This window comes from Delftia sp. WSY_16 (assembly GCF_043104415.1).
Classification (GTDB): domain Bacteria; phylum Pseudomonadota; class Gammaproteobacteria; order Burkholderiales; family Burkholderiaceae_C; genus Comamonas; species Comamonas tsuruhatensis.
Window position 1 is genome coordinate 35,729 of sequence record NZ_JBICKS010000003.1, and the last position, 22,698, is coordinate 58,426.

The window sequence follows — 22,698 nt, forward strand, 5'->3', positions numbered from 1 at the left end:
CAGCCCACCCGCGCATGCGCGTCAGGTGTTGCGGCCGTTGGCTGGGGCGTGAGGGACGAGCGCCCTCGGTGGTCCTTGGCTGGCAGCCGTACGGGCCTGGAAAATCCACGCCCCTGCCCCTATAGAAGCCAAGACCGGTGCAAAGCTGGAACCTGGGGTTGGCCATCAGTTTGAAACAAATTGTTTCCGAACCTTCGATTCATCCCCGCACGATCAGCCAACCTCCGCCGCTGCGCGGCTGCACGCGTACCGCAATCAAGGCCGGCAGCGCGCGCACAAAGCGCTCGGGCGCGGCCGTGGCCAGCAGGCCCGAGACACGCAGGCGGCCCAGCGACTCGTCGCCCAGCTCCACGGGCGCACCCAGATAGCGCGACAGCTCCTGCGCCACCTCCGCCAGCGGCGTGCCGCTGAAGCGCACCTGGCCCGTGCGCCAGTCGCCCACGCTGTCCGCATCGGCCACCACGGTGCTGTGCCGGCCGGCGCCGTCCACAGCCACGCCCGCGCCTGCCGCCAGCAGCAGGACATCGCCACCGGCCCGGTCACGCTCGGGCCGCAGCTGCACCTTGCCCTCCAGCACCTTCACCACCAGCCGCGGCGGCCCGGCGCGCACATTGAACGCGGTGCCCACCACCCGGACGCGGCTGGCGCCGGAGTCCACGGTGAAGGGCCTGTCCGGGCCGGGCGTGACCTCGAAGAAGGCCTCGCCCCGATCCAGCACCACCTCGCGGCGGCGCGGGTAGTAGCGCACCTGGAGTTCGCTGTCCACGTTGAGGGCCACGCGCGAGCCATCGGGCAGCTCGATGCTCTGCGTCTGCCCGGGCGCCGTGCGGGCCTGCAGCGTATAGCCTGGCGTGTGGTCCCAGCGGTACCAGCCACCCCAGGCCAGCAGCGAGACCACCGCCAGCACGGACAGGGCCGCCGCAGGGCGGCCGGGCCAGCGGGCAAGAACGCGATGGCGCGGCGGCGCGGCCGCTGGTGCAGCGCAGACGGCAGGCGCGGCGGGCGGCACCGCTGCGCCGAACTCATCGGGAAACAATTCCCTGAGCTGTGGCGCGCCATGCCAGTGGCGCGACATGCCTTCGAAGATGCTGCGGTGCAGCGGGTGGGCGCCCAGCCACGCATCCAGCGCGCGCTCATCGGCGCCCGTCCAGTCCGGCTGCTGGCGGCGCACGAACCAGTCGGCCGCCCTGTCATGCAGCCCCACCAGCTCCTGCGGCGAAACGCCCGGGGGAAGTTCGTTGCTCATCGTGTGTTCTCTGCGGCGCCCGGCCGCTGCTCGTCTGCGCGCAGCAGGGCACGCATTTGCTCGGCGCTGGCGTAGCGTACGCGGATCTCGCAATAGGACAGTGCCCGGCTCAGGTGGCGCGAGACCATGCGCACGGTGATGTCCATGCGCTCGGCCGTCTGCTCCAGCGTCAGTTCCTGCACGCGGTGCAGCACGAAGGCCTGGCGCTGGCGCTCGGGCAGCTCGTTCAGGGCATCGCGCAGCCGGGCCAGGCGCTGGCGGCGCTCATCGTCCAGCGCATGGTCGGCTCCGTCGCGGGCCGGCAGGGCCTCGACCTCGTCGCGGCAATCCTCCACGGACACCAGCCGCACACCGGCCTGCTGCGGCGCCGTGCGGTGCGCGAAGGCCGCCACGCTGCGCACGACCTGATGCAGATAGGGCCGCTCTTCGTCCACGGGCAGGCGCTTGTCGGCCGACAGCATGCGCACGAAGACTTCCTGGGAGGCATCCTCGATATCGGCCGGGCTCTTGAAGTACCGCGCCAGCATGCGCTGCAGCGGCTTGCGCCAGCGGGTGTAGAGACTGCGGGAATGGCCACCGGGCTCTCCCGGGGCGTCGTCGCGCTTCATGGCAGGCATGGCACGGCGGACGTGGAAGTTGTCCGGTGGCGGGGAAATGGGGGCGGGATCTGGAGCACGGTGCAAACAGCTGAGCCGGCGATTGTATCGAGAACGATTCTCATCATCGTCTCGCCGCGGCCACAAAAAAGGGGCGCCGAAGCGCCCCCTTGATTGCCGTGCCCGCAAGGGCCGCACCGGTTCAGTGCTGCAGGATCTTGTTGAGGAATTCCTTGGTCCGGGGCTGGCGCGCTTCCGGGTTGCCGAAGAATTCGTCCTTGGAGCAGTCCTCCAGGATCTTGCCGCCCACGTCCATGAAGATCACGCGGCTGGCCACCTTGCGCGCAAAGCCCATTTCGTGGGTCACGCACATCATGGTCATGCCTTCGTTGGCCAGGCCGATCATCACGTCCAGCACTTCGCCGACCATTTCGGGGTCCAGCGCGGAGGTGGGTTCGTCGAACAGCATCACGATGGGGTCCATGGACAGCGCGCGCGCAATGGCCACGCGCTGCTGCTGGCCGCCCGACAGCTGGCCCGGGAACTTGTCCTTGTGCGCCGTCAGGCCCACGCGGTCCAGCATCTTGAGGCCGCGCTTCCTGGCGTCGTCCGCGCTGCGGCCCAGCACCTTGACCTGGGCGATGGTCAGGTTCTCGGTCACCGACAGGTGCGGGAACAGCTCGAAGTGCTGGAACACCATGCCCACGCGGCTGCGCAGCTTGGGCAGGTTGGTCTTGGGATCGTGCACGGCCACGCCGTCCACGAAGATCTCGCCCTTCTGGAAGGGCTCCAGCGCGTTGATGGTCTTGATCAGCGTGGACTTGCCCGAGCCCGACGGGCCGCAGACCACCACGACCTCACCCTTCTGGATGTTGGTGGAGCAGTCGGTCAGCACTTGAAAGCTGCCGTACCACTTGGAAACGTTCTTGAGTTCAATCATTGGTTCACTCCGACTCGTGTCAGTTGTCCATCGCCGCGCCGACAAGGGGCGCGGTCATGGGGGCGGGACGGCCAGCAAGGGCCGCCCCGCAGCCAAGGCCGTCGTCCCCCTTCAAGGGGGAAGGCGCGAAGCGACTCAGGGGGTGGTGTGTCATCGAATGATGGCAATCTTTTTGTGCAGGCGCTTCACTGCCCAGGACAGCGAATAGCACAGCACGAAGTAGGTCACGCCAGCGGCCAGATAGGATTCGATGGGACGGCCGTAGTTCTTGCCGGCCACTTCGAAGCCCTTGAGCATGTCGTAGGCACCGATGGCATAGACCAGCGAGGTGTCCTGGAACAGGATGATGGTCTGCGTCAGCAGCACGGGCAGCATGTTGCGGAAGGCCTGGGGCAGCACCACGAGGCGCATGTTCTGCCCATAGGTCATGCCCATGGCCTGGCCCGCGAAGACCTGGCCGCGCGGGATGGACTGGATGCCCGCGCGCATGATCTCGCTGAAGTAGGCCGCCTCGAAGGCGATGAAGGTGATGATGGCCGAGACCTCGGCGCCGATGGGCCGCCCGATGATCAGCGGCATCAGCAGGAAGAACCACAGGATCACCATCACCAGCGGCACGGAGCGCATTCCGTTGACGTAGAGCGTGGCGGGCACATCGAGCCATTTCTTGCCGGACAGGCGCATCAGCGCCAGCAGCGTGCCGAAGAGCACACCGCCGATGGTGGCGATGACGGTCAGCGTCAGGCTGAAGTACAGGCCCTTCAGCACGAAGTTGCTGAACAGGTCCCAGGTGAAGAACGACCAGTCGATTTGCAGGTTCATGTCAGTGTCCTCCGCCGCTGGCAGCGATCAGGCCCGGGACGCGCGAGCGCTTCTCGATGAAGGCCATGATGCGGTTGATGGCAAAGGCGGAGACCACGTACAGGCCGGTGACGGCCAGGTAGATCTCGATGCCGCGCGAAGTCTCTTCCTGCGCCTGCATGGCGAACATGGTCAGTTCGGCCACGGACACGGCAAACGCCACGGACGAGTTCTTGAACACGTTCATGGTCTCGCTGGTCAGCGGCGGAATGATGATGCGAAACGCCATGGGCAGCAGCACGTAGCGGTAGTACTGGAACGTGGTGAAACCCAGCGCCATGCCCGCGTACCGCTGGCCGCGCGGCAGCGCCTGGATGCCGGAACGCACCTGCTCGGCGATACGCGCCGAGGTGAAGAAGCCCAGCGCAAGCACCACGAGCACGAAGCCCGGCAGGGACTTCAGCGCGGGGAAGATGGACGGCACCACGTGGTACCACATGAAGATGTGGACCAGCAGCGGAATATTGCGGAACAGTTCGACCCAGGCATTGCCCAGCCGCACGATCCACGGCCGGTCGGGCAGCGTGCGCAGCGTGCCGATCAGCGAGCCGACGATCAATGCGATCAACAGCGACAGCAGCGACACGGAAATGGTCCAGCCCCAGGCCGACAGCATCCAGTCGAGGTAGGTGATGTCGCCGTTCTTGCCGAAGCAGCTTTGACCGACCTCTTGGGTAATGGTGTCCTGGCAGAACACCTGCCAATCCCAACTCATAGGAGCACCTCTTTATTCAGATTCTTGAAAAATGCACTACCGGCAAAAACGGCGCCGCAACAAAAAACGCCCCTTCCAACCGCATGGCAGAAGGGGCGGCATTCAGCTGGTGCTTACTTGACTTCGTACGACTCCATGGGCTTGTCGTTGGGGTTGGCCCATGCGTCCTTGGTGGCGTCGGACAGCGGCAGGCCGACCTTCACGTTGGCCGGGGGAATCGGCTGCATGAACCACTTGTCATAGAGCTTGGCCAGGGAGCCGTCGGCGATCTGGCGCTTGATGGAGTCGTCCACGGCCTTCTTGAAGGCGGGGTCGTCCTTGCGCAGCATGCAGGCGATGGGCTCGACCGACAGGGTTTCGCCGACGATCTTGTAGTCGGCAGGTGCCTTGGACTTGGAGATGTTGGCGGCCAGGATGGAGCCGTCCATGATGAAGGCGTCGGCACGGCCGGTTTCCAGCATCAGGAAGCTGTCGGCGTGGTCCTTGCCCATGACTTCCTTGAAGGTCAGGCCGTCGGCGCGCTTGTTCTTGCGCAGGGTCTGCACCGAGGTGGTGCCCGTCGTCGTGACGATGGTCTTGCCGTTCAGGTCCTTGATGCCGGTGATGCCGGAGTTGCCCTTGACGGCGATGCGCACTTCTTCCACATAGGTGGTCACGGCGAAGGCCACATCCTTTTGGCGGGCCTGGCTGTTGGTGGTGGAGCCGCACTCGATGTCCACGGTGCCATTGGTCACCAGGGGGATGCGGTTCTGCGAGGTGACGGGCTGGTACTTGATGTCCAGCTTGGCCAGGCCCAGCTGCTTCTGGATGTCGGCCAGCACGCGCTCGCCCATCTCGGTGTGGAAGCCCACGTACTTGCCATTGCCCAGCGTGTAGCCCAGGCCGGAGGATTCACGCACGCCCAGCGTCACGGCGCCGGAGGACTTGATCTTGGCCAGGGTGTCGCCAGCCTGCGCAAAAGCGCTGCCTGCAGCCAGGGCGGTCACGGCGATGGCCAACAAATGCTTCTTCATACGGGTCTCCTGAGATGAGAACGAAAACGGTCTTGATGAGAACGGTCGAGTCGCCTTGTGGGCTGTCTCGAACTATCAACGATGTGACACATATTGTGCAATCACGCACGGTGCTGGAGCACCGACACGTGCTAGGGCTTTCCAGCACGTCAGCCAGATTCAGGTAAGCAACTGCCGTGCCATGGCACGCGTTTTTTGCCCGATCCAGCGCGCCTGGGGGCCTGCACACGGCGTGGCTGCTGTGCGCGCACTCTAATGCCAGGCGTGGCAGCACAGCCAATGCCGTTTGCAGAAACCCTTATGCATGCCATGCATAATAGGTGTTTACCCTAGGCATAACCCATGCACCAAGTCGGTCTCTTGAAGGGCTTTGCCATGCACCAGCGTGCAGCAAAAAGGGGCTCGAGAGCCCCTTTGTCTTCATGAGTGCCGCCTGGCGTGTCAGCCGATGGTCTCGCCCTGCTCCAGCAGGAAGTTCCACAGCGCGCCGGCCACGCCCTGGGGCGCATCCTTGCTGGTGGGTTTTTCGCGGTAGGCGCGCACTTCCATGTCCATGCGGAAACCGTCGTCACCGGCAGGTGCGGCGCTGACCAGGCGGCCGGCCTCCAGCTCGTTGCGCACGGCGCTGAATGGCAAAAAGGCCACGCCATGGCCTTCCAGCGCCATGGCCTTGAGGCCTTCGGCCATGTCGGTCTCGTAGACGCGTTCCAGGTGCACGGCCTCGGCCGCTTCCTTGAGGATGAGTTCCGTCACGCGGCCCAGGTAGGCGCCCGGCGCATAGCCCAGGTAGGGCAGCGGCTGGCCCTGGCGGCCCGGCAGCTGGTGCAGCGGCAGGCCGTCGGCGTCGGGCTTGGCGTAGGGGGCGAGCACCTCATGGCCCAGGCTGACCATCTCGTAGCGCGCCGGGTCAAGCTGGAAGGGCTGGGACGGATGGAAGTAGGCGATCAGCAGGTCGCAGCCACCCTCGACCAGGCGCATCACGGCGTCGTGCACGTTGAGCGCGAACAGCCGGCTGCGGAACGGCCCGAACTTGGCCTGCACGCTGGAGACCCAGTTCGGGAAGAAGGTGAAGGCCAGCGTGTGCGGCACGGCAAACCCCACCATGCCCTTGCCCGCGCTGACATGGGCCCGCAGCATGGTGCGCGTGCTCTGCAGCGACTGCAGCATCTCCAGCGCCTGGTCATACATGGTCTTGCCGGCCGGCGTGAGCCGGGTCGGGTAAGAGCTGCGGTCCACAAGGTCGGTGCCGGCCCAGGCCTCCAGTGCCTGGATGCGGCGCGAGAACGCAGGTTGCGTCACATGCCGCAGTTGGGCGGAGCGGCTGAAACTGCGTGTTTCAGCCAGGCTGACGAAATCTTCTAGCCATTTGGTTTCCATGCCCGCCATTATCCGCTGTGATGGAAGGCACCCCCTGAGCGGCTACGCCGCTTCCCCCTCTCTCTCCGGGAGGGGACGGCACCCTCGGTGCGGGGCGGCCCTTCCTCGGTGCCTCCACGCCGGGGCATGCCCGTATCAACGTCCCGCATGGGCCGCCACACTGAGGAAACCGCCATCTGATGCGGCGCTCGTATGCGCACATAATGGCGCTGCGCCGCATTTACCCAATGTGACATTTTTTCCTCACGGCCCCCGGCACACGACGCCGAGGAAGCTCAGTGACTGCATCTGCCCCGCCATGTGTAATTTTCTGACTCCCCGCGTCCATGTCATCCCCTCCCACCGAAAACGGCGCCGCTGAGACGCCTTCCCAGCCGGACGAGCCGCGTTCGCTGCGCATCGAGGACTGGCTCACCGTGGTCATCATGGCCCTGCTGGCCCTGATCACCTTCGCCAATGTGCTGGTGCGCTACTTCACCTCCTCGTCCTTCGCGTGGACCGAGGAAATCTCGGTCTTCCTGATGATCCTGCTGGCCATGGTCGCGGGCTCGGCGGCCGTGGCGCGCAACGCCCACATCCGCATCGAATACTTCGCCGAAGGCGGCAGCGCCCTGCGCAGGAAGCGCCTGGCGCGCTTCGGCACGCTGATGGTGGCCCTGCTGTTCGCGGTGATCGCCGCACTGAGCGTGCGCGTGGTCTGGGACGACTACCGTTTCGAGGAAACCTCGCCCGGCATCGGCGTGCCGCAGTGGTGGTATTCGATGTGGCTGCCCATCTGCTCGGCGCTGATCACGCTGCGCGCGCTGCAACTGTTCCTGCGCCAGGGGCGCCCCGGCGCCTTCGTGGACGAGGAGAAGGCGCCATGATCGCGACCCTGCTCTTCATCGCCTTCCTGGGCCTGATGCTCCTGGGCGTGCCCATCGGCGCGGCCCTGGGCCTGGCAGGTGCGGCCGCCATCGCGCTGGCCAGCCCCGACACGCAGTGGTTCGGCCTGCTGGCCGTGCCGCAGAACTTCTATGCCGGCCTGGGCAAGTACCCGCTGCTGGCGATTCCGATGTTCGTGCTCGTAGGCTCGATCTTCGACCGCTCGGGCGTGGCGCTGCGCCTGGTGAACTTCGCCGTGGCCATCGTGGGCCGCGGCCCCGGCATGCTGCCCCTGGTGGCGATTGCCGTGGCCATGTTCCTGGGCGGCATCTCGGGCTCGGGCCCGGCCAATGCCGCTGCCGTGGGCGGCGTGATGATCGCGGCCATGAGCCGCGCCGGCTATCCCGGCAGCTTCTCGGCCAGCGTGGTGGGCGCGGCTGCGGCCACCGACATCCTGATCCCGCCGTCCGTGGCCTTCATCATCTACTCGGTGCTGGTGCCCGGCGCCTCGGTGCCGGCGCTGTTTGCGGCCGGCATGATCCCCGGCATCCTGGCCGGCGTGGCGCTGATCGTTCCGGCCGTGTGGATGTCGCGCAGGCACAGGATGGGTGCGCTGGAATCGTCCATGCCGCGCCCGCCGTTCTGGCGCAGCCTGCGCGAGGCTTCCTGGGGCCTGGCCGCCCCGGTGCTGATCCTGGGCGGCATGCGCGCCGGCTGGTTCACCCCTACCGAGGCCGCCGTGGTGGCCGTGTTCTACGGCCTGTTCGTGGGCATGGTGATCCACCGCACCATCACGCTGCGCCACCTGTATCCCATCCTGCGCGAGGCCGGCGAGCTGTCGGCCGTGATCCTGCTGGTGGTGTCGCTGGCCGGCATCTTCGCGTTCTCGCTGTCCACGCTGGGCGTGATCGATCCGGTGGCCAAGGCCATCGTGGAATCGGGCCTGGGCGAGTACGGCGTGATGGCGCTGCTGATCCTGCTGCTGATCACCGTGGGCATGTTCCTGGACGGCATCTCCATCTTCCTGATCTTCGTGCCGCTGCTGCTGCCGATCATGCAGCACTACCACTGGGACCCGGTGTGGTTCGGCGTCATCCTCACGCTCAAGGTGGCGCTGGGCCAGTTCACGCCGCCGCTGGCCGTGAACCTGATGGTGTCCTGCCGCATCGCCGGCGTGCGCATGGAGTCCACCGTGCGCTGGGTCGGCCCCATGCTGCTGGCCATGTTCCTGGTGATGATCGCCGTGATCGCCTTCCCGCAGCTGGCTCTCTGGCTCCCAGCACGCCTGGGCTACTGATTTCCCAAAAATTCAACAAGGAGACCTTCGCAATGAAACTTCGCACTTTCCTCGCCAGCGGCCTGGCCGCAGCGGCGGCCCTGGCCCTTTCGTCCGCTCCCGCAGTGGCGCAGACTCCGGCCAAGTACAAGAGCGAGTACCGCATGTCGCTGGTGCTGGGCACGGCCTTTCCCTGGGGCAAGGGCGGCGAGATCTGGGCCAACAAGGTGCGCGAGCGCACCAACGGCCGCATCAACATCAAGCTCTACCCGGGCGTGTCCCTGATCCAGGGCGACCAGACGCGCGAATTCAGCGCGCTGCGCCAGGGCGTGATCGACATGGCCGTGGGCTCCACGCTGAACTGGTCGCCCCAGATCAAGGAGCTGAACCTGTTCGCCCTGCCCTTCCTGATGCCCGACTACGCGGCCGCCGACGCGCTCACGCATGGCGAGCCCGGCAAGCGCCTGTTCCAGCGCCTGGACAAGGCCGGCGTGGTGCCGCTGGCCTGGGGCGAGAACGGCTACCGCGAGATCAGCAACTCCAAGCACGCCATCAAGACCCCTGCCGACCTCAAGGGCCTGAAGATCCGCGTCGTGGGCTCGCCGCTGTTCCTGGACACCTTCACCGCGCTGGGCGCCAACCCCACGCAGATGAGCTGGGCCGATGCCCAGCCCGCCATGGCCAGCGGCGCCGTGGACGGCCAGGAAAACCCCGTCTCGGTCTACATGGCCGCCAAGCTGCAGTCCGTGGGCCAGAAGCATCTGACGCTGTGGGGCTACATCAACGATCCGCTGATCTTCGTGGTCAACAAGGACATCTGGGCCACCTGGACCAAGGAAGACCAGGACATCGTGCGCCAGGCCGCCGTGGACGCCGCCAAGGAGCAGGTCGTGATCGCGCGCAAGGGCATGATCGAGGCCGACAAGCCCCTGCTCAAGGACCTGGCCGCCAACGGCGTGACCGTGACCCAGCTCACGCCGGCCGAGCGCGAAGCCTTCGTCAAGGCCACGCGCCCCGTCTACGACAAGTGGAAGCAGCAGGTCGGCGCCGACCTGGTGGATGTGGCGGAGAAAGCCATTGCCGCGCGAACTCGTTAGAATGCTATCGGTTGATCGCACACTCCGGTAGAAGCAAAAGGCCCCGCTCTGCGGGGCCTTTTTTTCGCCATCCTGCTTCGCAAGGACGACCAGGACTTCAGCCCGCCCATCAAGGCATGCCTTGCTGCGAAGCCGGTCCAGCGAAATGACACAGGCACAGCCCCTGCTGCCTATGGGGCAGGGGCACGGGCAGCGGCTCCCGCGTCCGTCGCGCCACCCAGCAACATATCTGCCCCCATCTCGCACAGCAGCTCCTCCAGTGCGCCCGAGGCGATCAGCGGCGAAGCCTCCAGCGAGGCAAAGCGCACCGTGCCCAGCACGGCCCGCGTGGCCACGTAAAGGCGCGCATAGGACAGCGAGGGGCCACCCCAGCGCTGCAGGTGGGCGGCCATGCGCTCTGCGGTCTCGCGCATGGACAGGGCAATGCGCTCGTCACCATCCTGGCGCCAGGCAAAGCGCGCCAGCTTGCGCCGCGCAGGCGTGCGGCCCGCAAAGCCCTCGACGATACAGGCGACCACGCCGCGCGCCACGGCCTCGCGCGGCAGGCCCTGCTCCGACGCCTGCTCCAGCCAGGCCTCGATGGCCGCGACGGCCGCACGGCGCTGGCCATCGACCATGGCGCGCAAGACGGCCTGCTTGTCGGGGAAGTACTGGTAGAGCGTGCCGATGGAAACGCCTGCGCGCTCGGCAATGCGATTGGTGGTGAGCGTGGCTTCGCCCTCCTTGACCAGAATCTGAGCTGCTGCCCGAACAATGGCCTCCAGCGTGCGCTGCGCACGGGCCTGTACGGGCTGTCTTCTTCTCTGGGATTCAGTGGTAGCGGAGGTATGGGAGGGCATGCGGCAAAACCTGAGCACAAGGCGAGTTTTCTGCCCGGAGTTTAAGCACTACAGTGGCCGGCCATTGCAGCAAATCCCAAGGAATACACCATGAAGAAGCATCAGCACACCGGCGCGTGGGAAGCCCTGCCGTGAAGGGCGTGCAACTGCTGGCCCTGGCCGCCGCCCTGTTCGACACGGCGGCCGCGCTGGCCCACTTCGCCTGCATCGTTTGGGGGGGACGTGGGCTGCGGCTCATGGGTGCCGGCGAGCGCATGGCGCGCATGGCCGAGGCCGGGCACTGGTATCCGCCGCTGGTGTCGGCGGCCATCGGCGTGGTGCTGTCGCTGCTGGCGGGGTATGCGCTGGCAGGCGCGGGCCTGCTGGGTCCCCTGCCCTTCATGCGCCCGGTGCTGGCCGGGGCCGGCCTGGTGCTGGTGGCGCGGGCCGCGGCCTTTCCGTGGCTGAAACCGCGGTTCCCGAACAACAGCGACCGCTTCTGGCATGTGTCCTCGGCCATCTGCCTGGTCATGGGACTGCTGCACCTGGCAGCAGCTGCCGGGATGGCACAGGGCTGAATCCGGCCTCAGGCCGTGACCGGCGAGACCAGCGGGCGGCCTTCCAGGTGGCAGCGCATGTTGGCGATGAAGCGGTCCACCGAGGCCTGCACGGCTTCGGGCGACCAGCCGCCCACATGGGGCGTGAGCACCACGGCGTCCAGGTCCAGCAGTTCGGCCGGGGGCGCGGGTTCGCTTTCGTAGACATCCAGGCCCGCTCCGGCAAGGCGGCCTTCGCGCACGGCGGCGGCCAGGGCGGCGGTATCGACCACGCTGCCGCGCGCGATATTGACCAGGTGGCCCTGCGGGCCCAGTGCGTCCAGCACCTGGGCGTTGACGAGATGGCGCGTACCCGGGCCGCCCGGCGTGGCGACCAGCAGCACATCGGCCCATTGCGCCAGGGAAAGCAGGTCGCCGAAGTAGCGGTGGGGCAGCCCGCTGCGCTGGCTGCGGTTGTGGTAGCCGATTTCCATCTCGAAGCCCAGCGCGCGCTGGGCGATCTTGGCGCCGATGGCGCCCATGCCCAGGATGCCCAGGCGCTTGTGCGAGACATTGGGCGGCAGCGGCATGGCGGTGCGCCAGACGCCGTCGCGCGTGGCGCGGTCCAGGCGCACCAGGCCGCGCACGGAGGCGATCAGCAGGCCCATGGCATGGTCGGCCACGCAGTCGTCATTGGTGCCTGCGCCATTGCCCACGGCAATGCCGTGGGCCTGCGCATGGGCGACATCGATGTTCTCGTAGCCCGCGCCCAGCGCGCAGACCAGCCTGAGGGCGGGCATGCGCTGCATCTGCGCGGCCGACAGGCCGATGGAGCCTATGGTCAGCACGGCCTGTATGCGCGTGCCGTGCTCGGCGATGGCGGCCTCGCACTGGGCGGCGTCGGGCGCGTAGAGCAGGTCGAAGGAGGGAAAGGCCTGGGCCATCTGGCGCAGATGGGCCTCGGTATTGAAGTTGAGGACGAGCAGGGCAGGTTGCATGGCAGGAAGGCGGCGCCCGCCGCCACAGGGCGGGCCTTGGGGGAAAACCTCATTGTGCGCCGGCCGGCCGGGTCCAGCGCTACAGGTCCAGCACCAGCCGGGCGGATTTCGCGCGCGAGCAGCAGGGCAGGAACTGGTCGCAGGCGGCCTGCTCGTCCTCGGTCAGGTACATGTCGCGGTGCTCAGGCTCGCCCGAGAGCACACGCGTGAGGCAGGTGCCGCACACGCCCTGCTCGCACGAGGTCTGCACCTCCACGCCGATGCCGGCCAGCGCCTGGACCACGGTCTGCTCGGGCGCCACGCGCACCACCTGGCCGGTGCTGGCGATCTCGATCTCGAACCCGGCATCGCCCTCGCGCTGCACGGCCTCGCCTGCAAAGAATTCGTAGTGCAGGCGGTCCTCGCTCCAGCCCGATGCGCGAGCCATGCCCAGGGCCGCGTCCATGAAGCCGCGTGGGCCACAGACATACAGGTGCAGGCCCGCCTGCGGGGCGCCTAGCAGCTGCGCCATGTCGAGCGCGCCCTCGCCATCCACATGCAGGTGCACGCGGTCGGCCCAGGGCATGGACTGCAGCAGGGCCGTGAAGGCCATGCGCTCGCGCGAACGCGCGCAGTAGTGCAATTCGAAGTCGGCACCCTCGCGCGCCAGCTGGCGCGCCATGGCCAGCACGGGCGTGATGCCTATGCCGCCGGCCAGCAGCAGATGCCGTGCGGGCTGGCCCGCATGCAGCGCGAAGTGGTTGCGCGGCGCGCCAATGGCGATCTGCTGGCCTTCCTGCACCTGTTCGTGCACGGCGGCCGAGCCGCCGCGCGAGGCGGCCTCGCGCAGCACGCCGACCACGTAGCGGCCGGTGTCCTGCGGGTCGTTGCACAGCGAGTACTGGCGCACCAGGCCGCCGGGCAGGTGCAGGTCGATGTGCGAGCCGGCCGTGAAGGCGGGCAGGCTTTCGCCGTCCAGCGGCACGAGTTCAAGGCTGCAGATGTCCTGCGCCTCGGCGCATTTGCGCGCGACGCGCACCTGGAGGATGGGGTTGGCTTGCATGGGAAAAAAAGCGGAAAGGGATGGGTTCGGAAAATCAGGCCGCCGCCAGCGCCCGGGCGCTGGCCTCGCGCAGCCGGCTGATCACGCGGCGCGCGCGGTTGGGGCCGGCGTCCACGTGGATGTCGATGACGGGGCGCGCGCCAAAGCGCTGCTGGTTGCGGAACTGGGCCTCGATGACGACCTTGTCCTCCTCGAAGGTGGCAGCCGTCTGGTCGATCACCAGGCGCGTGGTGTCCTGCATGTCGGGATGCGGGTTGGTGGCAATGGTCCAGAAGTAGTGGGCCGAATGCTCGGTCTCCGGCGTCACGCCGTGAAATCCCCGCATGTGAAAGCCCTCGCGCTGCGGATCGTCGAGCCGGCCGCTGCCTGTGTCCATGGCGCCGGTCCAGATGCACACGTGCGAGGGGTGGAACTCCACTTCCTGCCAGCGGTCGATGCGGCCCGCGAACGGCCAGGCCGCCGCATAGGTGGGCGGCGGGTCGGAGTCGGGCATCCAGCGCAGCACGGTGACGCTGTCCCCGTCCTGGCGGACCTGCAGCTCCGCATTCATGTGGATGCCGGCATTGCCGCCAATGGTCTTGAGGTGCACATAGCCCAGGTGGCTGAGGTCCAGCAGGTTGTCGTGGATGAGCTGGTAGGGCGCGTCGTAGTGGTAGACATCGCCGCCGAAGCGGTAGCGCGCATCGCCATGCACGGGATAGGCGGGCGGCTCCTGCGCGGGCACGGAATCGGGCGTGGCGCCCATCCAGATCCAGAGGATCTGGTCACGCTCGCGCAGCTCGAAGGACTTGACGCAGGCCTTGGGCGGTATGCGCTGCTGGCCCGGAATCTCCAGGCACTGGCCGGCGCGGTCGAACAGCAGGCCGTGGTAGCCGCAGCGCAGGCCGCGCGCCTCCACCGTGCCGCAGGACAGCGGCAGCTCGCGGTGGCAGCAGCGGTCCTCCAGCGCGGCGACGCTGCCATCGGGCGTGCGAAACAGCACGACGGGCCGGCCCAGCAGGGTGCGTGCCAGTGGCGCGTCCTGCAGCTCCCAGGCAAAGCCGGCGACATACCACTGGTCCAGCGGGAAGGCAGGCGTGGAGGCAGGTGCAATGGTGGTGCATTCGGTCATGGGTTCTCCTTCTTGTCTGCAAGCCGCGCTCAATGCGCCGACAGCGTGCGGCCCGTGGCTGCGGGCCTGCCGGCTTCGGGCCCCTGCAGCCGGTGCAGCGACACGATGCAGGCCGCGAACACGAAGGCCAGGCCATAGCCCACATAGAGCTGGCTGGGCGACCACGCGGCGTCCAGCAGCGAGCCCGCGACCATGGGCGAGACGATGGCGCCGATGCGCCCTATGCCTATGCCCCAGCCCACGCCGGTCACGCGCACCTCGCCGCCATAGACCATGGGCGCGATGGCATAGAGCCCGGCCACGCAGCCGTTGACGAAGACGCCGATCAGAAAAGCCAGCGCATACGACAGCAGCAGCGAGCCCGGATTGCTCACGATGAAGCACAGCAGCACGGCCGTGGCCAGCATGAAGCCGGCCAGCGCACGGTGCACGGGATAGCGCGCCGCCAGCAGGCCCAGCAAGGTGGCGCCCAGGATGCCGCCCAGGCTCAGCAGCACCCCGCCGGTCACGCCCTGCTCGGGCGTGAGGCCCGAGGCGGCCAGCAGCTTGGGCGTCCAGCTCATGACGAAGTAAAAGCCGAACATCACCGCGAAGAACGACAGCCAGACCAGCAGCGTGGGCCGGCGCAGGCCCGGTGCGAACAGCTGCAGCGGGCCCCGCCGCGCCGGCCCCGCCGATGCGGGCGCGGCAGGCGGCAGCGCAGCCAATGCGGGCAGGCCCAGCCGCCCGACCAGGGCGTTGAGCCGCTGCAGCGCGCCGGCCGGGCGCCGCGCCAGCAGGAAGTCCATGGATTCTGGCAGTCGCCACCAGGCCAGGACCAGCACGCCCAGCGTCACGCAGCCGCCGAACAGGAAGACCGCGCGCCAGTCATGGCGCCCCAGCAGCCACACCGCGATGGAGCCGCCAATGCTGGCGCCCAGCGCGTAGCCCGTGGACTGCAGCGTGACGGCCAGGCTGCGCCAGCGCTGCGAGGCGTATTCGCTGGCGATCACGTTGCTGCAGGCCAGGATGCCGCCCACGCCCAGGCCCGTGAGCACGCGCAGCGCCGCCAGCTGCGTGGCGCTCTGGCTGAAGGCCGAGCCCAGCATGCCCACGCCCGAGAGGGCCAGGCAGGCCAGGATCAGCGGCCGGCGGCCCAGCCGGTCGGCCCAGGGCGCGATCAACAGCGATCCGCCCGCCATGCCGAACAGGCCTGCACTGAGCAGAAAGCCCAGCTGGGCGCCGCTGAGCTGCCAGTGCGCCGACACGGCAGAGGCCGTGAACGCCATGACCAGGACGTCGAAGCCGTCGATCATGTTGAGCACCATGCACAGGGCTATGACCGACCACTGGAAGCGCGTCATGGGCCGCTGGTCGACGCTTGCACGCAGGTCGGCGCTCATGGCCGCAGCTCCCGCAACGGGCAGTTGGACGATGCGGCGGCGCAAGGCCGCTGCAGCCATGGAACAGGGGTAGAGGCAGTCATCGTGGGTCTCCTTGGGTTGAAGCTCTGTGGGAGCTTTCTTGTGTTCTCAACACATCATTACGTATGCTGAATGTGATTCAGTTTACTGAATGAAAATCGGCGCCAGATACCGGGATTTCCCCGATCAGGCGGGGCCGCGCAGTCTCGGACGCGGAGGCGGCCGGGCCGCTGTCAGTCGGATGAGGAAGCGTCGAGGGCGTCGCGTGCGTCGTGCAACTGCACGAACTTGCGCAGCAGGCGCTTGAACTCGGCCTGCTCCTCGGGCTCCAGCGCGGCCAGCATGCGGTTGTGCAGTTCGTGCACATTCGGCACGAAGCCGCCCAGCATGGCCTCGCCCTCGGCCGTGAGCGTCAGGCGCCGCTGGCGCCGGGGCAGGATCTCGCGCAGCACCCAGCCCTTGGCCTCCAGTCGCGCCGCGATGTCGGCCGTGGTGGAGTTGTCCAGCGCCACCAGCCGCGCCAGCGTTACCTGGTCGATGCCCGGTTTTTCCTGCAGCATGCGCAGGATGGCGTACTGCACGGGCGTCACGTCCGGCCCCAGCACGTCGCGGAACAGCTGCGCCGCGATCTGCTGCGCGCGCCGGATCAGGTGGCCCGGCTGGTCGTAGAGGTCGATGGAAAGCGGATCGGAGGCGGAGTGGACCATCGGTGGCGGCAGGCCTTGCGGCCCTGGGGTTGAAGCCCGCCGAGATTACCCCATCCCCGGCGCCGGTCCTGGATGCGCGCCGGGCCATGGCCGGCCTCAGGCCACCGCGGCGGCAGGCTGGGCCGCTGCTGCGGCCACCGCCGCCGCCTGCTGTTCCTGCGCAATCCATTTGTCGATGACCTTGCGCGACTGCACGCCGCCCGCATCGATGTTGAGCTTGAGCAGCTTGCGGTCGGGGTGGGCACTGAGGTTGCGCTGCTGCAGCTCCAGCATCTGCAGGTCTTCGCTGAAGATCTTGTGCTGGCCCTCGCGTATGCGGTCGGTGACTTCGGCATCGCCCGGATTGAAGCGGCGCGCCATGCCCCAGAAGTACCACATGGACTCCTCGGTCTCCGGCGTGATGAAGTCCACCACCATGCTGTAGACCTTGTGCTCGTCGGGCGCGTCGTAGCCGCCGTGGCCTGCGTGGGCCACGCCGACCTCGATCAGCACATGGCTGGGCGGGGTGAAGCGGCAGACCTGCCAGCGGTCCACGGGCACATCGTCGGCCAGGCCGTTGCTGCGCAGCGCCATCTTCCAGAACGGGGGCGCGGGAATGTCGTTCATGAAGCGGCTGGTGACCACCTCGACATCGGCGCCCTCGCCGCGCGTCTCGGTCTTGCAGGGCGTCTCGTCGATCTCGGCCTGGCCGATGGAGCTGGCGTGCACATAGGTCTCGTGCGTCAGGTCCATGAGGTTGTCGATCATCAGCCGGTAGTCGGCCTGGATGTGGAACATGCCGCCGCCATAGGCCCATTCGGGGTTGTCGTGCCAGGGCAGCTTCGGGATGAGCGCGGCATCGGCCAGCGCCTTGTCGCCGGGCCAGACCCAGATGAAGCCATGGCGCTCCTCGACGGGATAGCTGCGGATCTCGGGGAAGCCGCGCACGCGCTGGCCCGGCATGGCAATGGTCTTGCCGTCGCAGCCCATCTCCAGCCCGTGGTAGCCGCAGACCAGCTTGCCCTCGCAGACAAAGCCCAGCGACAGGGGCGCGCCGCGGTGCGGGCAGAAATCCTCCACGGCGGCAATGCCGTGCTGCGCGCGGTAGAACGCGATGCGCTCGCCGCAGATGCGACGGCCCAGCGGCTTGTCCTGGATCTCGTCGGACGTGGCGGCCACGTACCAGGTGTTCTTGGGGAATGTGCTCATGGGGGGTCTCCTTTATGGGTGGGGTCCGCAGTCCTTGGCGCTGCGGTGGCTGGGGCGCAGGCGGCCGAGGCCGCCAGCGCACATCAAGGGCAGATCAAGCGCAGATCAAGCGCGGGTCAGACTCGAATCAGGCTCGGATCAACTGCACGCCAGGAACCGCATGGCTGCCGGGCTCGCTCACGGCTTCGCGCAGGTTGCGGCGCGCAATGCGCGAGTGCTCTTTCATCAGCGCCTCGGCCCGGGCGCCCTCGCGCGCGGCAATGGCGTCCAGCACCTGGCGGTGCTGGTCCTGGGCCACCATCAGGCTGTGGCGCGCACGCGGGGATTCGGCCCGCGCCAGCACAAAGCCCGAGGGCGAGGCGAAGGGCATGCGCACCACGCGCTCCAGCTCGCGCTGCATGACGCTGCTGCCGGCCATGGAATGCAGCAGGTCGTGGAATTCGGAGTTCAGCGCCACATAGCGCGAGAAGGCCTCGTCGCCCCAGTCGGCCGTCTCCAGCACACGGTCGATGGCATCCAGGCAGCGCCCGGCCTGCGCCAGCAGCGGCTCGGCCACGCCGCGCTCGGCCGCCCAGCGCGCGGCCAGGCCTTCCAGCGTGCCGCGCAGTTCGATGGCATCGGCCACATCGGCCTCGGAGAACAGCCGCACGCGGTAGCCGCGCCCGCCGGCCATGGCTTCGAGCAGGCCTTCCTGCTCCAGCCGCATCAGCGCGGCGCGCACCGGCGTGCGCGAGATGCCCAGGCGCTGCACCACGGTGAGCTCGGCGATGCGCTCGCCTGCGGGCAGTTCGCCCGCAAGAATCATCTCGCGCAGTTGCAGCTGGGCCTTGATGACCTGGGAATGGCTTTCCGCTTCGGAGGCGGCGGGGGCAAGCTGGGGGCTCATGGGGCTTTGTCTGGATGGAATGGCGTGAATGTATACATCCAAGGCGATTCATGGTGCACTTTTCCGCAAAAACACGGGAAAACACCAATCAAATGTATACAACCAATCCCAGCAAAGACAGTGGCCCGCCTGTTTGTATACAGCACCATGGCATCATGGCCGGCTCCCTTTTTCCCCTGCCGCTGCAACCCAGGAGGTCACCCTTGCCGACGTTTTCCCGACACCCCGCCATGGCCGCCCACATCCTCAACCTGGCACGGGATGCCAGCGCCGATGCGCAGGCTCCGCAGGCCTATCCGATCAAGGACTTCTTCCGCAATCCGGAACGCGGCTTCTTCCGCCTGGCCGATGACGGAAGCATGCTGGGCTTCATGCAGCCCGTCAGCGTGGACGGCCATCCGGCGCGCATGAATATCCATGTGCAGGCGCTGGAGGGCAGCACCCCTGTGGGCGAGCCGCGCCGCATCACGGCCGAGACCGAGCGCGACATCAGCAACTTCTTCTGGAAGGGCCCGGATGTAGTGCTCTACCAGAAGGACTTCGGCGGCGACGAGAACTTCCACGTGCTGGCGGTCAACGCGCGCAGCGGCGAAGCCACCGACCTGACGCCCTGGGAAGGCGTGCGCGCCAGCATCGAGGACGACCTGGAAGACGACCCCGACCATGTGCTGATCAGCCACAACCGGCGCGATGCCGAGGTCTTCGACGTGTACCGCGTGAACGTGCACACGGGGGCGGCGCAACTGGTGGCGCAGAACCCCGGCAACATCGTCGGCTGGCAGACCGACCACGCAGGCCGCGTGCGGGCCGCCGTGGCCAGCGACGGCCTGAATAGCGCCCTGCTCTACCGCGACGACGAGGCCGGCGAGTTCCAGCCCCTGATCACCACCGACTACCGCACCAGCGTCAGCCCGGCCTTCTTCACCTTCGACGACCAAAAGCTCTACGCCCTGTCCAACCGGGGCCGCGACAAGCTGGCCCTGGTGGTCATCGACCCGGCCCGGCCCGACGAGGAAGAGGAAATCTTCGTGCCCGAGGAAGTCGATCTGGGCGCGGCGGCCTATTCACGCAAGCGCCGCGTGCTGACCCTGGCCGCCTACCAGACCGACAAGCCGCAGTACCGCTTCTTCGATGCCGAGACCGAAGCCCTGTACGGCCGGCTGGCCGCGCAGTTGCCGGGCTACGACTTCGCCATCCAGGGCGCCAACCGCGCCGAGGACAAGTTCATCGTCGCCGCCTTCAACGACCGCACGCCGGGCGCGCGCTACATCTACGACGCGGCCGCTGACGCGCTGACCAAGCTGGCCGACATCAACCCGGCCATCCCCGAGTCCGCCATGTCGCGCGTGCAGCCCGTCAGCTACACCAGCCGCGACGGCCTGACCATCCACGGCTACCTGACCCTGCCGGCCGGCCGCGAGCCCAGGAACCTGGCCTGCATCATCAACCCGCACGGCGGCCCCTGGGCCCGCGACGGCTGGGGCTACAACCCCGAGGTGCAGTTCCTCGCCAACCGGGGGTTCTGCGTGCTGCAGGTGAACTTCCGGGGCTCCACGGGCTATGGCCGCGCGTTCTGGGAAGCGGGATTCGGCCAATGGGGCCTGAAGATGCAGGACGACATCACCGACGGCGTGCACTGGCTGATCGACCAGGGCATTGCCGACCCTGCGCGCATCGGCATCTACGGCGGCAGCTATGGCGGCTATGCCACGCTGGCCGGCGTGGCCTTCACGCCCGACCTGTATGCGGCGGCCGTGGACTATGTGGGCGTGTCCAACCTGTTCACCTTCATGAAGACCATTCCGCCCTACTGGAAGCCGCTGCTGGACCAGATGCACGCCATGGTGGGCGATCCCGAGCGCGACAGGGAGCGCCTGGCCGCCACCTCGCCGGCCCTGCACGTGGACCGCATCAAGGCCCCGCTGTTCATCGCCCAGGGCGCGCGCGATCCGCGCGTGAACAAGGACGAGAGCGACCAGGTGGTGAAGGCGCTGCGCGAGCGCGGCGTCGAGGTGCAGTACATGGTCAAGGACAACGAGGGCCACGGCTTTCACAACGACGAGAACAAGTTCGAGTTCTACGAGGCCATGGAGCAGTTCCTGGTCACGCACCTCAAGCCCTGAAGCCGTCCAGGCGCCCGGCCACCCGGCCACCCGGCCACCCAGTCCCTCGGCCGCCCCGCGCTACAGCACGGCGGGCTCCCCGCTTTGCTGCAGCGCCCACATGTCCGCATAGCGCCCGCCCGCCGCGACCAGCTGGGCGTGGGTGCCGCGCTCGACGATGCGGCCCGCCTCCATGACCAGGATCTCGTGCGCATCGACCACGGTGGACAGGCGGTGGGCAATCACCAGCGCCGTCTTGTTGCGCGCGGCGCTTTGCAGCTCGGCCTGGATGGCGCGCTCGTTGGCCGAGTCCAGCGCCGACGTCGCCTCGTCGAAGATCAGGATGGGCGGGTCCTTGAGCAGGGTGCGCGCAATCGCCACCCGCTGCTTTTCGCCGCCCGACAGCTTCAGGCCGCGCTCGCCCACGCGCGTGGCATAGCCCTGGGGCGTGGCCTCGATGAAGTCGTGGATGCGCGCGGCGCGCGCGGCCGCCACCACCTGCTCGCGGCTGGCGCCAGGGCGGCCGTAGGCGATGTTGTATTCCACCGTGTCGTTGAACAGCACCGTGTCCTGCGGCACGATGCCCACGGCGCCGCGCACGCTGTCCTGGGTCAGCTCGCGCAGGTCGTGCCCGGCGATGCGCACATGGCCGGACTGCACGTCGTAGAAGCGGAAGATCAGCCGCGCCAGCGTGCTCTTGCCCGAGCCCGAAGGGCCGACCACGGCCACGGTCTTGCCGGCGGGAATGGTGAAGCTCACGTCCTTGAGGATGGGCCGCTCGGGGTCATAGGCAAAGTCCACATGCTCGAAGCGCAGCTCGGGCGGTGCGCCATGGGTCTGCAGCGGCTGGGCGCCGGGCGCGTCGGCCACCTCGCGTTCCTTGTCCATGAGGGTGAACATGCGCTCCAGGTCGGTCAGGCTCTGCTTGATCTCGCGGTAGATCACGCCCAGAAAGCCCAGTGGAATGTAGAGCTGGATCATGAAGGCGTTGACCATGACCAGGTCGCCCAGCGACAGGCGGCCATCCACCACGCCCTGCGTGGCCCGCCAGAGGATGGCGACCAGGGCCGTGGCGATGATCAGCTGCTGCCCGCAGTTGAGCAGGCTCAGCGTGCTCTGGCTCTTGAGGCGAACGCGGCGCAGCGCCTCCAGGTTCTCGTCGTAGCGCCGCGCCTCGAAGCCCTCGTTGCCGAAGTACTTGACGGTCTCGTAGTTCAGCAGCGAGTCGATGGCCTTGGTGTGGGCCGCCGACTCCTGGGCATTGGCCTCGCGCCGAAAGCGCGTGCGCCACTCGGTCACCGTGACCGTGAACGTGATGTAGAACACCAGCGCCGCCAGCGTGATGGCCGCGAACCAGATGTCGAAGCGCAGCGCCAGGATGCCCAGCACCAGCGCCATCTCGATGAAGGTGGGCAGGATGCTGTAGAGCGAATACGAGATCAGCGACTCGGTGCTGCGCACGCCGCGCTCGATGTCGCGCGTCATGCCGCCGGTCTGGCGCTCCAGGTGAAAGCGCAGGCTCAGCGCATGCAGGTGCTCGAAGGTGGACAGCGCAATCGCCCGCGAGGCGCCCTGCGTGGCCTTGGCAAAGACCAGGTCGCGCAGCTCGGTGAACAGCGAGCTGGAAAAGCGCAGCAGCCCGTAGGCCAGCAGCAGGGCCACGGGCACGACGAGCACCGCGCGGGCATCGCCGGCCTTCAGATCCAGCGCATCGACCAGGTGCTTGAGCAGCACCGGCACGCCCACGTTGGCGAGCTTGGCCCCGATCATGAAGCCCAGCGCCGCCAGCACGCGCCACTTGTATTGCCACAGGTAGGGCAGCAGGCGCCGCAGCGCGTTCCAGTCCCGCGACGGTGCCGGGGTTGGGACTAAGGGTAAATCCGTAGGGGAAGCGCTCTCGCGTCGCATGAAAGACAATTCTC

At 67.7% G+C, this 22,698-nt stretch carries 21 protein-coding genes; 5 read left to right on the forward strand and 16 right to left on the reverse strand.

Going from position 1 to position 22,698, the window contains the following annotated elements; all coding sequences use genetic code 11:
* Nucleotides 1-199: 199 nt before the first annotated feature.
* The 7 genes from ACF8O7_RS00975 to ACF8O7_RS01005 all read right to left on the reverse strand — a co-directional run bounded on the left by ACF8O7_RS00975 (nt 200) and on the right by ACF8O7_RS01005 (nt 6,748).
* Complete coding sequence (locus tag ACF8O7_RS00975) at nt 200-1,246, reverse strand: FecR family protein (protein WP_392442049.1); 1,047 nt, start codon at nt 1,244-1,246, stop codon at nt 200-202.
* Nucleotides 1,243-1,854: an RNA polymerase sigma factor gene (locus ACF8O7_RS00980; RefSeq protein ID WP_224986090.1), complete on the reverse strand. Its 612-nt coding sequence runs from the start codon at nt 1,852-1,854 to the stop codon at nt 1,243-1,245. Before ACF8O7_RS00980 ends, ACF8O7_RS00975 begins: the two co-directional genes overlap by 4 nt.
* A 190-nt stretch (nt 1,855-2,044) precedes the next feature.
* A complete protein-coding gene (locus ACF8O7_RS00985) occupies nt 2,045-2,782 on the reverse strand; it encodes an amino acid ABC transporter ATP-binding protein (RefSeq protein WP_016450275.1) in 738 nt (245 codons plus the stop codon).
* Nucleotides 2,783-2,932: 150 nt separating this feature from the next.
* Nucleotides 2,933-3,604, reverse strand: coding sequence for an amino acid ABC transporter permease (locus tag ACF8O7_RS00990; protein ID WP_016450274.1), 672 nt, complete (start codon nt 3,602-3,604; stop codon nt 2,933-2,935).
* Between the two features lies 1 nt (nt 3,605).
* Nucleotides 3,606-4,358 carry an amino acid ABC transporter permease gene (locus ACF8O7_RS00995; RefSeq protein WP_016450273.1) on the reverse strand — a complete coding sequence of 251 codons (753 nt, stop codon included), beginning with the start codon at nt 4,356-4,358 and terminating at the stop codon, nt 3,606-3,608.
* Between the two features lie 113 nt (nt 4,359-4,471).
* A complete protein-coding gene (locus ACF8O7_RS01000) occupies nt 4,472-5,371 on the reverse strand; it encodes a transporter substrate-binding domain-containing protein (RefSeq protein WP_016450272.1) in 900 nt (299 codons plus the stop codon).
* Nucleotides 5,372-5,812: 441 nt separating this feature from the next.
* Complete coding sequence (locus ACF8O7_RS01005) at nt 5,813-6,748, reverse strand: LysR substrate-binding domain-containing protein (protein WP_193615942.1); 936 nt, start codon at nt 6,746-6,748, stop codon at nt 5,813-5,815.
* Between the two features lie 326 nt (nt 6,749-7,074).
* On the opposite strand from ACF8O7_RS01005, the gene ACF8O7_RS01010 reads away from it, so the two are divergent.
* The 3 genes from ACF8O7_RS01010 to ACF8O7_RS01020 are packed head-to-tail and all read left to right on the forward strand — an operon-like array spanning nt 7,075 to nt 9,985.
* Nucleotides 7,075-7,614: a TRAP transporter small permease gene (locus ACF8O7_RS01010; RefSeq protein WP_016450270.1), complete on the forward strand. Its 540-nt coding sequence runs from the start codon at nt 7,075-7,077 to the stop codon at nt 7,612-7,614.
* Nucleotides 7,611-8,909 (forward strand): TRAP transporter large permease, encoded by a 1,299-nt coding sequence (locus ACF8O7_RS01015; protein WP_126311313.1) that lies wholly within the window; start codon nt 7,611-7,613, stop codon nt 8,907-8,909. The genes ACF8O7_RS01010 and ACF8O7_RS01015 overlap by 4 nt, the downstream gene beginning before the upstream one ends.
* A 32-nt stretch (nt 8,910-8,941) precedes the next feature.
* Nucleotides 8,942-9,985: a DctP family TRAP transporter solute-binding subunit gene (locus ACF8O7_RS01020; protein WP_016451795.1), complete on the forward strand. Its 1,044-nt coding sequence runs from the start codon at nt 8,942-8,944 to the stop codon at nt 9,983-9,985.
* 170 nt (nt 9,986-10,155) lie between these two features.
* Here ACF8O7_RS01020 and ACF8O7_RS01025 read toward each other — a convergent pair whose 3' ends face one another.
* Entirely contained in the window at nt 10,156-10,824 is a 669-nt protein-coding gene (locus tag ACF8O7_RS01025; protein ID WP_126311312.1) for a TetR/AcrR family transcriptional regulator, read from the reverse strand.
* A gap of 116 nt (nt 10,825-10,940) precedes the next feature.
* On the opposite strand from ACF8O7_RS01025, the gene ACF8O7_RS01030 reads away from it, so the two are divergent.
* Complete coding sequence (locus ACF8O7_RS01030) at nt 10,941-11,381, forward strand: hypothetical protein (RefSeq protein ID WP_227472485.1); 441 nt, start codon at nt 10,941-10,943, stop codon at nt 11,379-11,381.
* Between the two features lie 8 nt (nt 11,382-11,389).
* Here the strand turns inward: ACF8O7_RS01030 and ACF8O7_RS01035 are convergent, their stop codons facing one another.
* The 7 genes from ACF8O7_RS01035 to ACF8O7_RS01065 form a co-directional block, all read right to left on the reverse strand.
* Nucleotides 11,390-12,337, reverse strand: coding sequence for a 2-hydroxyacid dehydrogenase (locus ACF8O7_RS01035; RefSeq protein WP_046240112.1), 948 nt, complete (start codon nt 12,335-12,337; stop codon nt 11,390-11,392).
* A 79-nt stretch (nt 12,338-12,416) separates the two neighbouring features.
* Complete coding sequence (locus ACF8O7_RS01040; RefSeq protein WP_046986253.1) at nt 12,417-13,379, reverse strand: PDR/VanB family oxidoreductase; 963 nt, start codon at nt 13,377-13,379, stop codon at nt 12,417-12,419.
* Nucleotides 13,380-13,413: 34 nt separating this feature from the next.
* Complete coding sequence (locus ACF8O7_RS01045) at nt 13,414-14,490, reverse strand: Rieske 2Fe-2S domain-containing protein (RefSeq protein ID WP_016451800.1); 1,077 nt, start codon at nt 14,488-14,490, stop codon at nt 13,414-13,416.
* A gap of 29 nt (nt 14,491-14,519) precedes the next feature.
* Entirely contained in the window at nt 14,520-15,872 is a 1,353-nt protein-coding gene (locus tag ACF8O7_RS01050; RefSeq protein WP_016451801.1) for an MFS transporter, read from the reverse strand.
* A gap of 254 nt (nt 15,873-16,126) precedes the next feature.
* Entirely contained in the window at nt 16,127-16,600 is a 474-nt protein-coding gene (locus ACF8O7_RS01055) for a MarR family winged helix-turn-helix transcriptional regulator (protein WP_016446419.1), read from the reverse strand.
* A 96-nt stretch (nt 16,601-16,696) separates the two neighbouring features.
* The gene (locus ACF8O7_RS01060) at nt 16,697-17,788 is read right to left on the reverse strand and encodes an aromatic ring-hydroxylating dioxygenase subunit alpha (protein ID WP_012203282.1); all 1,092 of its coding nucleotides are present in this window, start codon (nt 17,786-17,788) and stop codon (nt 16,697-16,699) included.
* A gap of 127 nt (nt 17,789-17,915) precedes the next feature.
* Nucleotides 17,916-18,674 (reverse strand): GntR family transcriptional regulator, encoded by a 759-nt coding sequence (locus tag ACF8O7_RS01065; RefSeq protein ID WP_012203281.1) that lies wholly within the window; start codon nt 18,672-18,674, stop codon nt 17,916-17,918.
* Between the two features lie 230 nt (nt 18,675-18,904).
* On the opposite strand from ACF8O7_RS01065, the gene ACF8O7_RS01070 reads away from it, so the two are divergent.
* The gene (locus ACF8O7_RS01070) at nt 18,905-20,797 is read left to right on the forward strand and encodes a S9 family peptidase (protein WP_126311349.1); all 1,893 of its coding nucleotides are present in this window, start codon (nt 18,905-18,907) and stop codon (nt 20,795-20,797) included.
* 60 nt (nt 20,798-20,857) lie between these two features.
* Here the strand turns inward: ACF8O7_RS01070 and ACF8O7_RS01075 are convergent, their stop codons facing one another.
* Nucleotides 20,858-22,684, reverse strand: a complete 1,827-nt coding sequence (locus tag ACF8O7_RS01075; protein WP_016446422.1) for an ABC transporter ATP-binding protein/permease — start codon at nt 22,682-22,684, stop codon at nt 20,858-20,860.
* Between the last annotated feature and the right edge of the window lie 14 nt (nt 22,685-22,698).

Coding starts and splice junctions, on each gene's coding strand:
- ACF8O7_RS01005 (WP_193615942.1), bottom strand. CDS start 6,748: ATGGAAACCAAATGGCTAGAAGATTTCGTCAGCCTGGCTGAAACACGC.
- ACF8O7_RS01055 (WP_016446419.1), bottom strand. CDS start 16,600: ATGGTCCACTCCGCCTCCGATCCGCTTTCCATCGACCTCTACGACCAG.
- ACF8O7_RS01040 (WP_046986253.1), bottom strand. CDS start 13,379: ATGCAAGCCAACCCCATCCTCCAGGTGCGCGTCGCGCGCAAATGCGCC.
- ACF8O7_RS00975 (WP_392442049.1), bottom strand. CDS start 1,246: ATGAGCAACGAACTTCCCCCGGGCGTTTCGCCGCAGGAGCTGGTGGGG.
- ACF8O7_RS00990 (WP_016450274.1), bottom strand. CDS start 3,604: ATGAACCTGCAAATCGACTGGTCGTTCTTCACCTGGGACCTGTTCAGC.
- ACF8O7_RS01075 (WP_016446422.1), bottom strand. CDS start 22,684: ATGCGACGCGAGAGCGCTTCCCCTACGGATTTACCCTTAGTCCCAACC.
- ACF8O7_RS00980 (WP_224986090.1), bottom strand. CDS start 1,854: ATGAAGCGCGACGACGCCCCGGGAGAGCCCGGTGGCCATTCCCGCAGT.
- ACF8O7_RS01060 (WP_012203282.1), bottom strand. CDS start 17,788: ATGAGCACATTCCCCAAGAACACCTGGTACGTGGCCGCCACGTCCGAC.
- ACF8O7_RS01010 (WP_016450270.1), top strand. CDS start 7,075: ATGTCATCCCCTCCCACCGAAAACGGCGCCGCTGAGACGCCTTCCCAG.
- ACF8O7_RS00985 (WP_016450275.1), bottom strand. CDS start 2,782: ATGATTGAACTCAAGAACGTTTCCAAGTGGTACGGCAGCTTTCAAGTG.
- ACF8O7_RS01050 (WP_016451801.1), bottom strand. CDS start 15,872: ATGAGCGCCGACCTGCGTGCAAGCGTCGACCAGCGGCCCATGACGCGC.
- ACF8O7_RS01000 (WP_016450272.1), bottom strand. CDS start 5,371: ATGAAGAAGCATTTGTTGGCCATCGCCGTGACCGCCCTGGCTGCAGGC.
- ACF8O7_RS01020 (WP_016451795.1), top strand. CDS start 8,942: ATGAAACTTCGCACTTTCCTCGCCAGCGGCCTGGCCGCAGCGGCGGCC.
- ACF8O7_RS01015 (WP_126311313.1), top strand. CDS start 7,611: ATGATCGCGACCCTGCTCTTCATCGCCTTCCTGGGCCTGATGCTCCTG.
- ACF8O7_RS01070 (WP_126311349.1), top strand. CDS start 18,905: ATGGCCGCCCACATCCTCAACCTGGCACGGGATGCCAGCGCCGATGCG.
- ACF8O7_RS01035 (WP_046240112.1), bottom strand. CDS start 12,337: ATGCAACCTGCCCTGCTCGTCCTCAACTTCAATACCGAGGCCCATCTG.
- ACF8O7_RS01025 (WP_126311312.1), bottom strand. CDS start 10,824: ATGCCCTCCCATACCTCCGCTACCACTGAATCCCAGAGAAGAAGACAG.
- ACF8O7_RS00995 (WP_016450273.1), bottom strand. CDS start 4,358: ATGAGTTGGGATTGGCAGGTGTTCTGCCAGGACACCATTACCCAAGAG.
- ACF8O7_RS01065 (WP_012203281.1), bottom strand. CDS start 18,674: ATGAGCCCCCAGCTTGCCCCCGCCGCCTCCGAAGCGGAAAGCCATTCC.
- ACF8O7_RS01045 (WP_016451800.1), bottom strand. CDS start 14,490: ATGACCGAATGCACCACCATTGCACCTGCCTCCACGCCTGCCTTCCCG.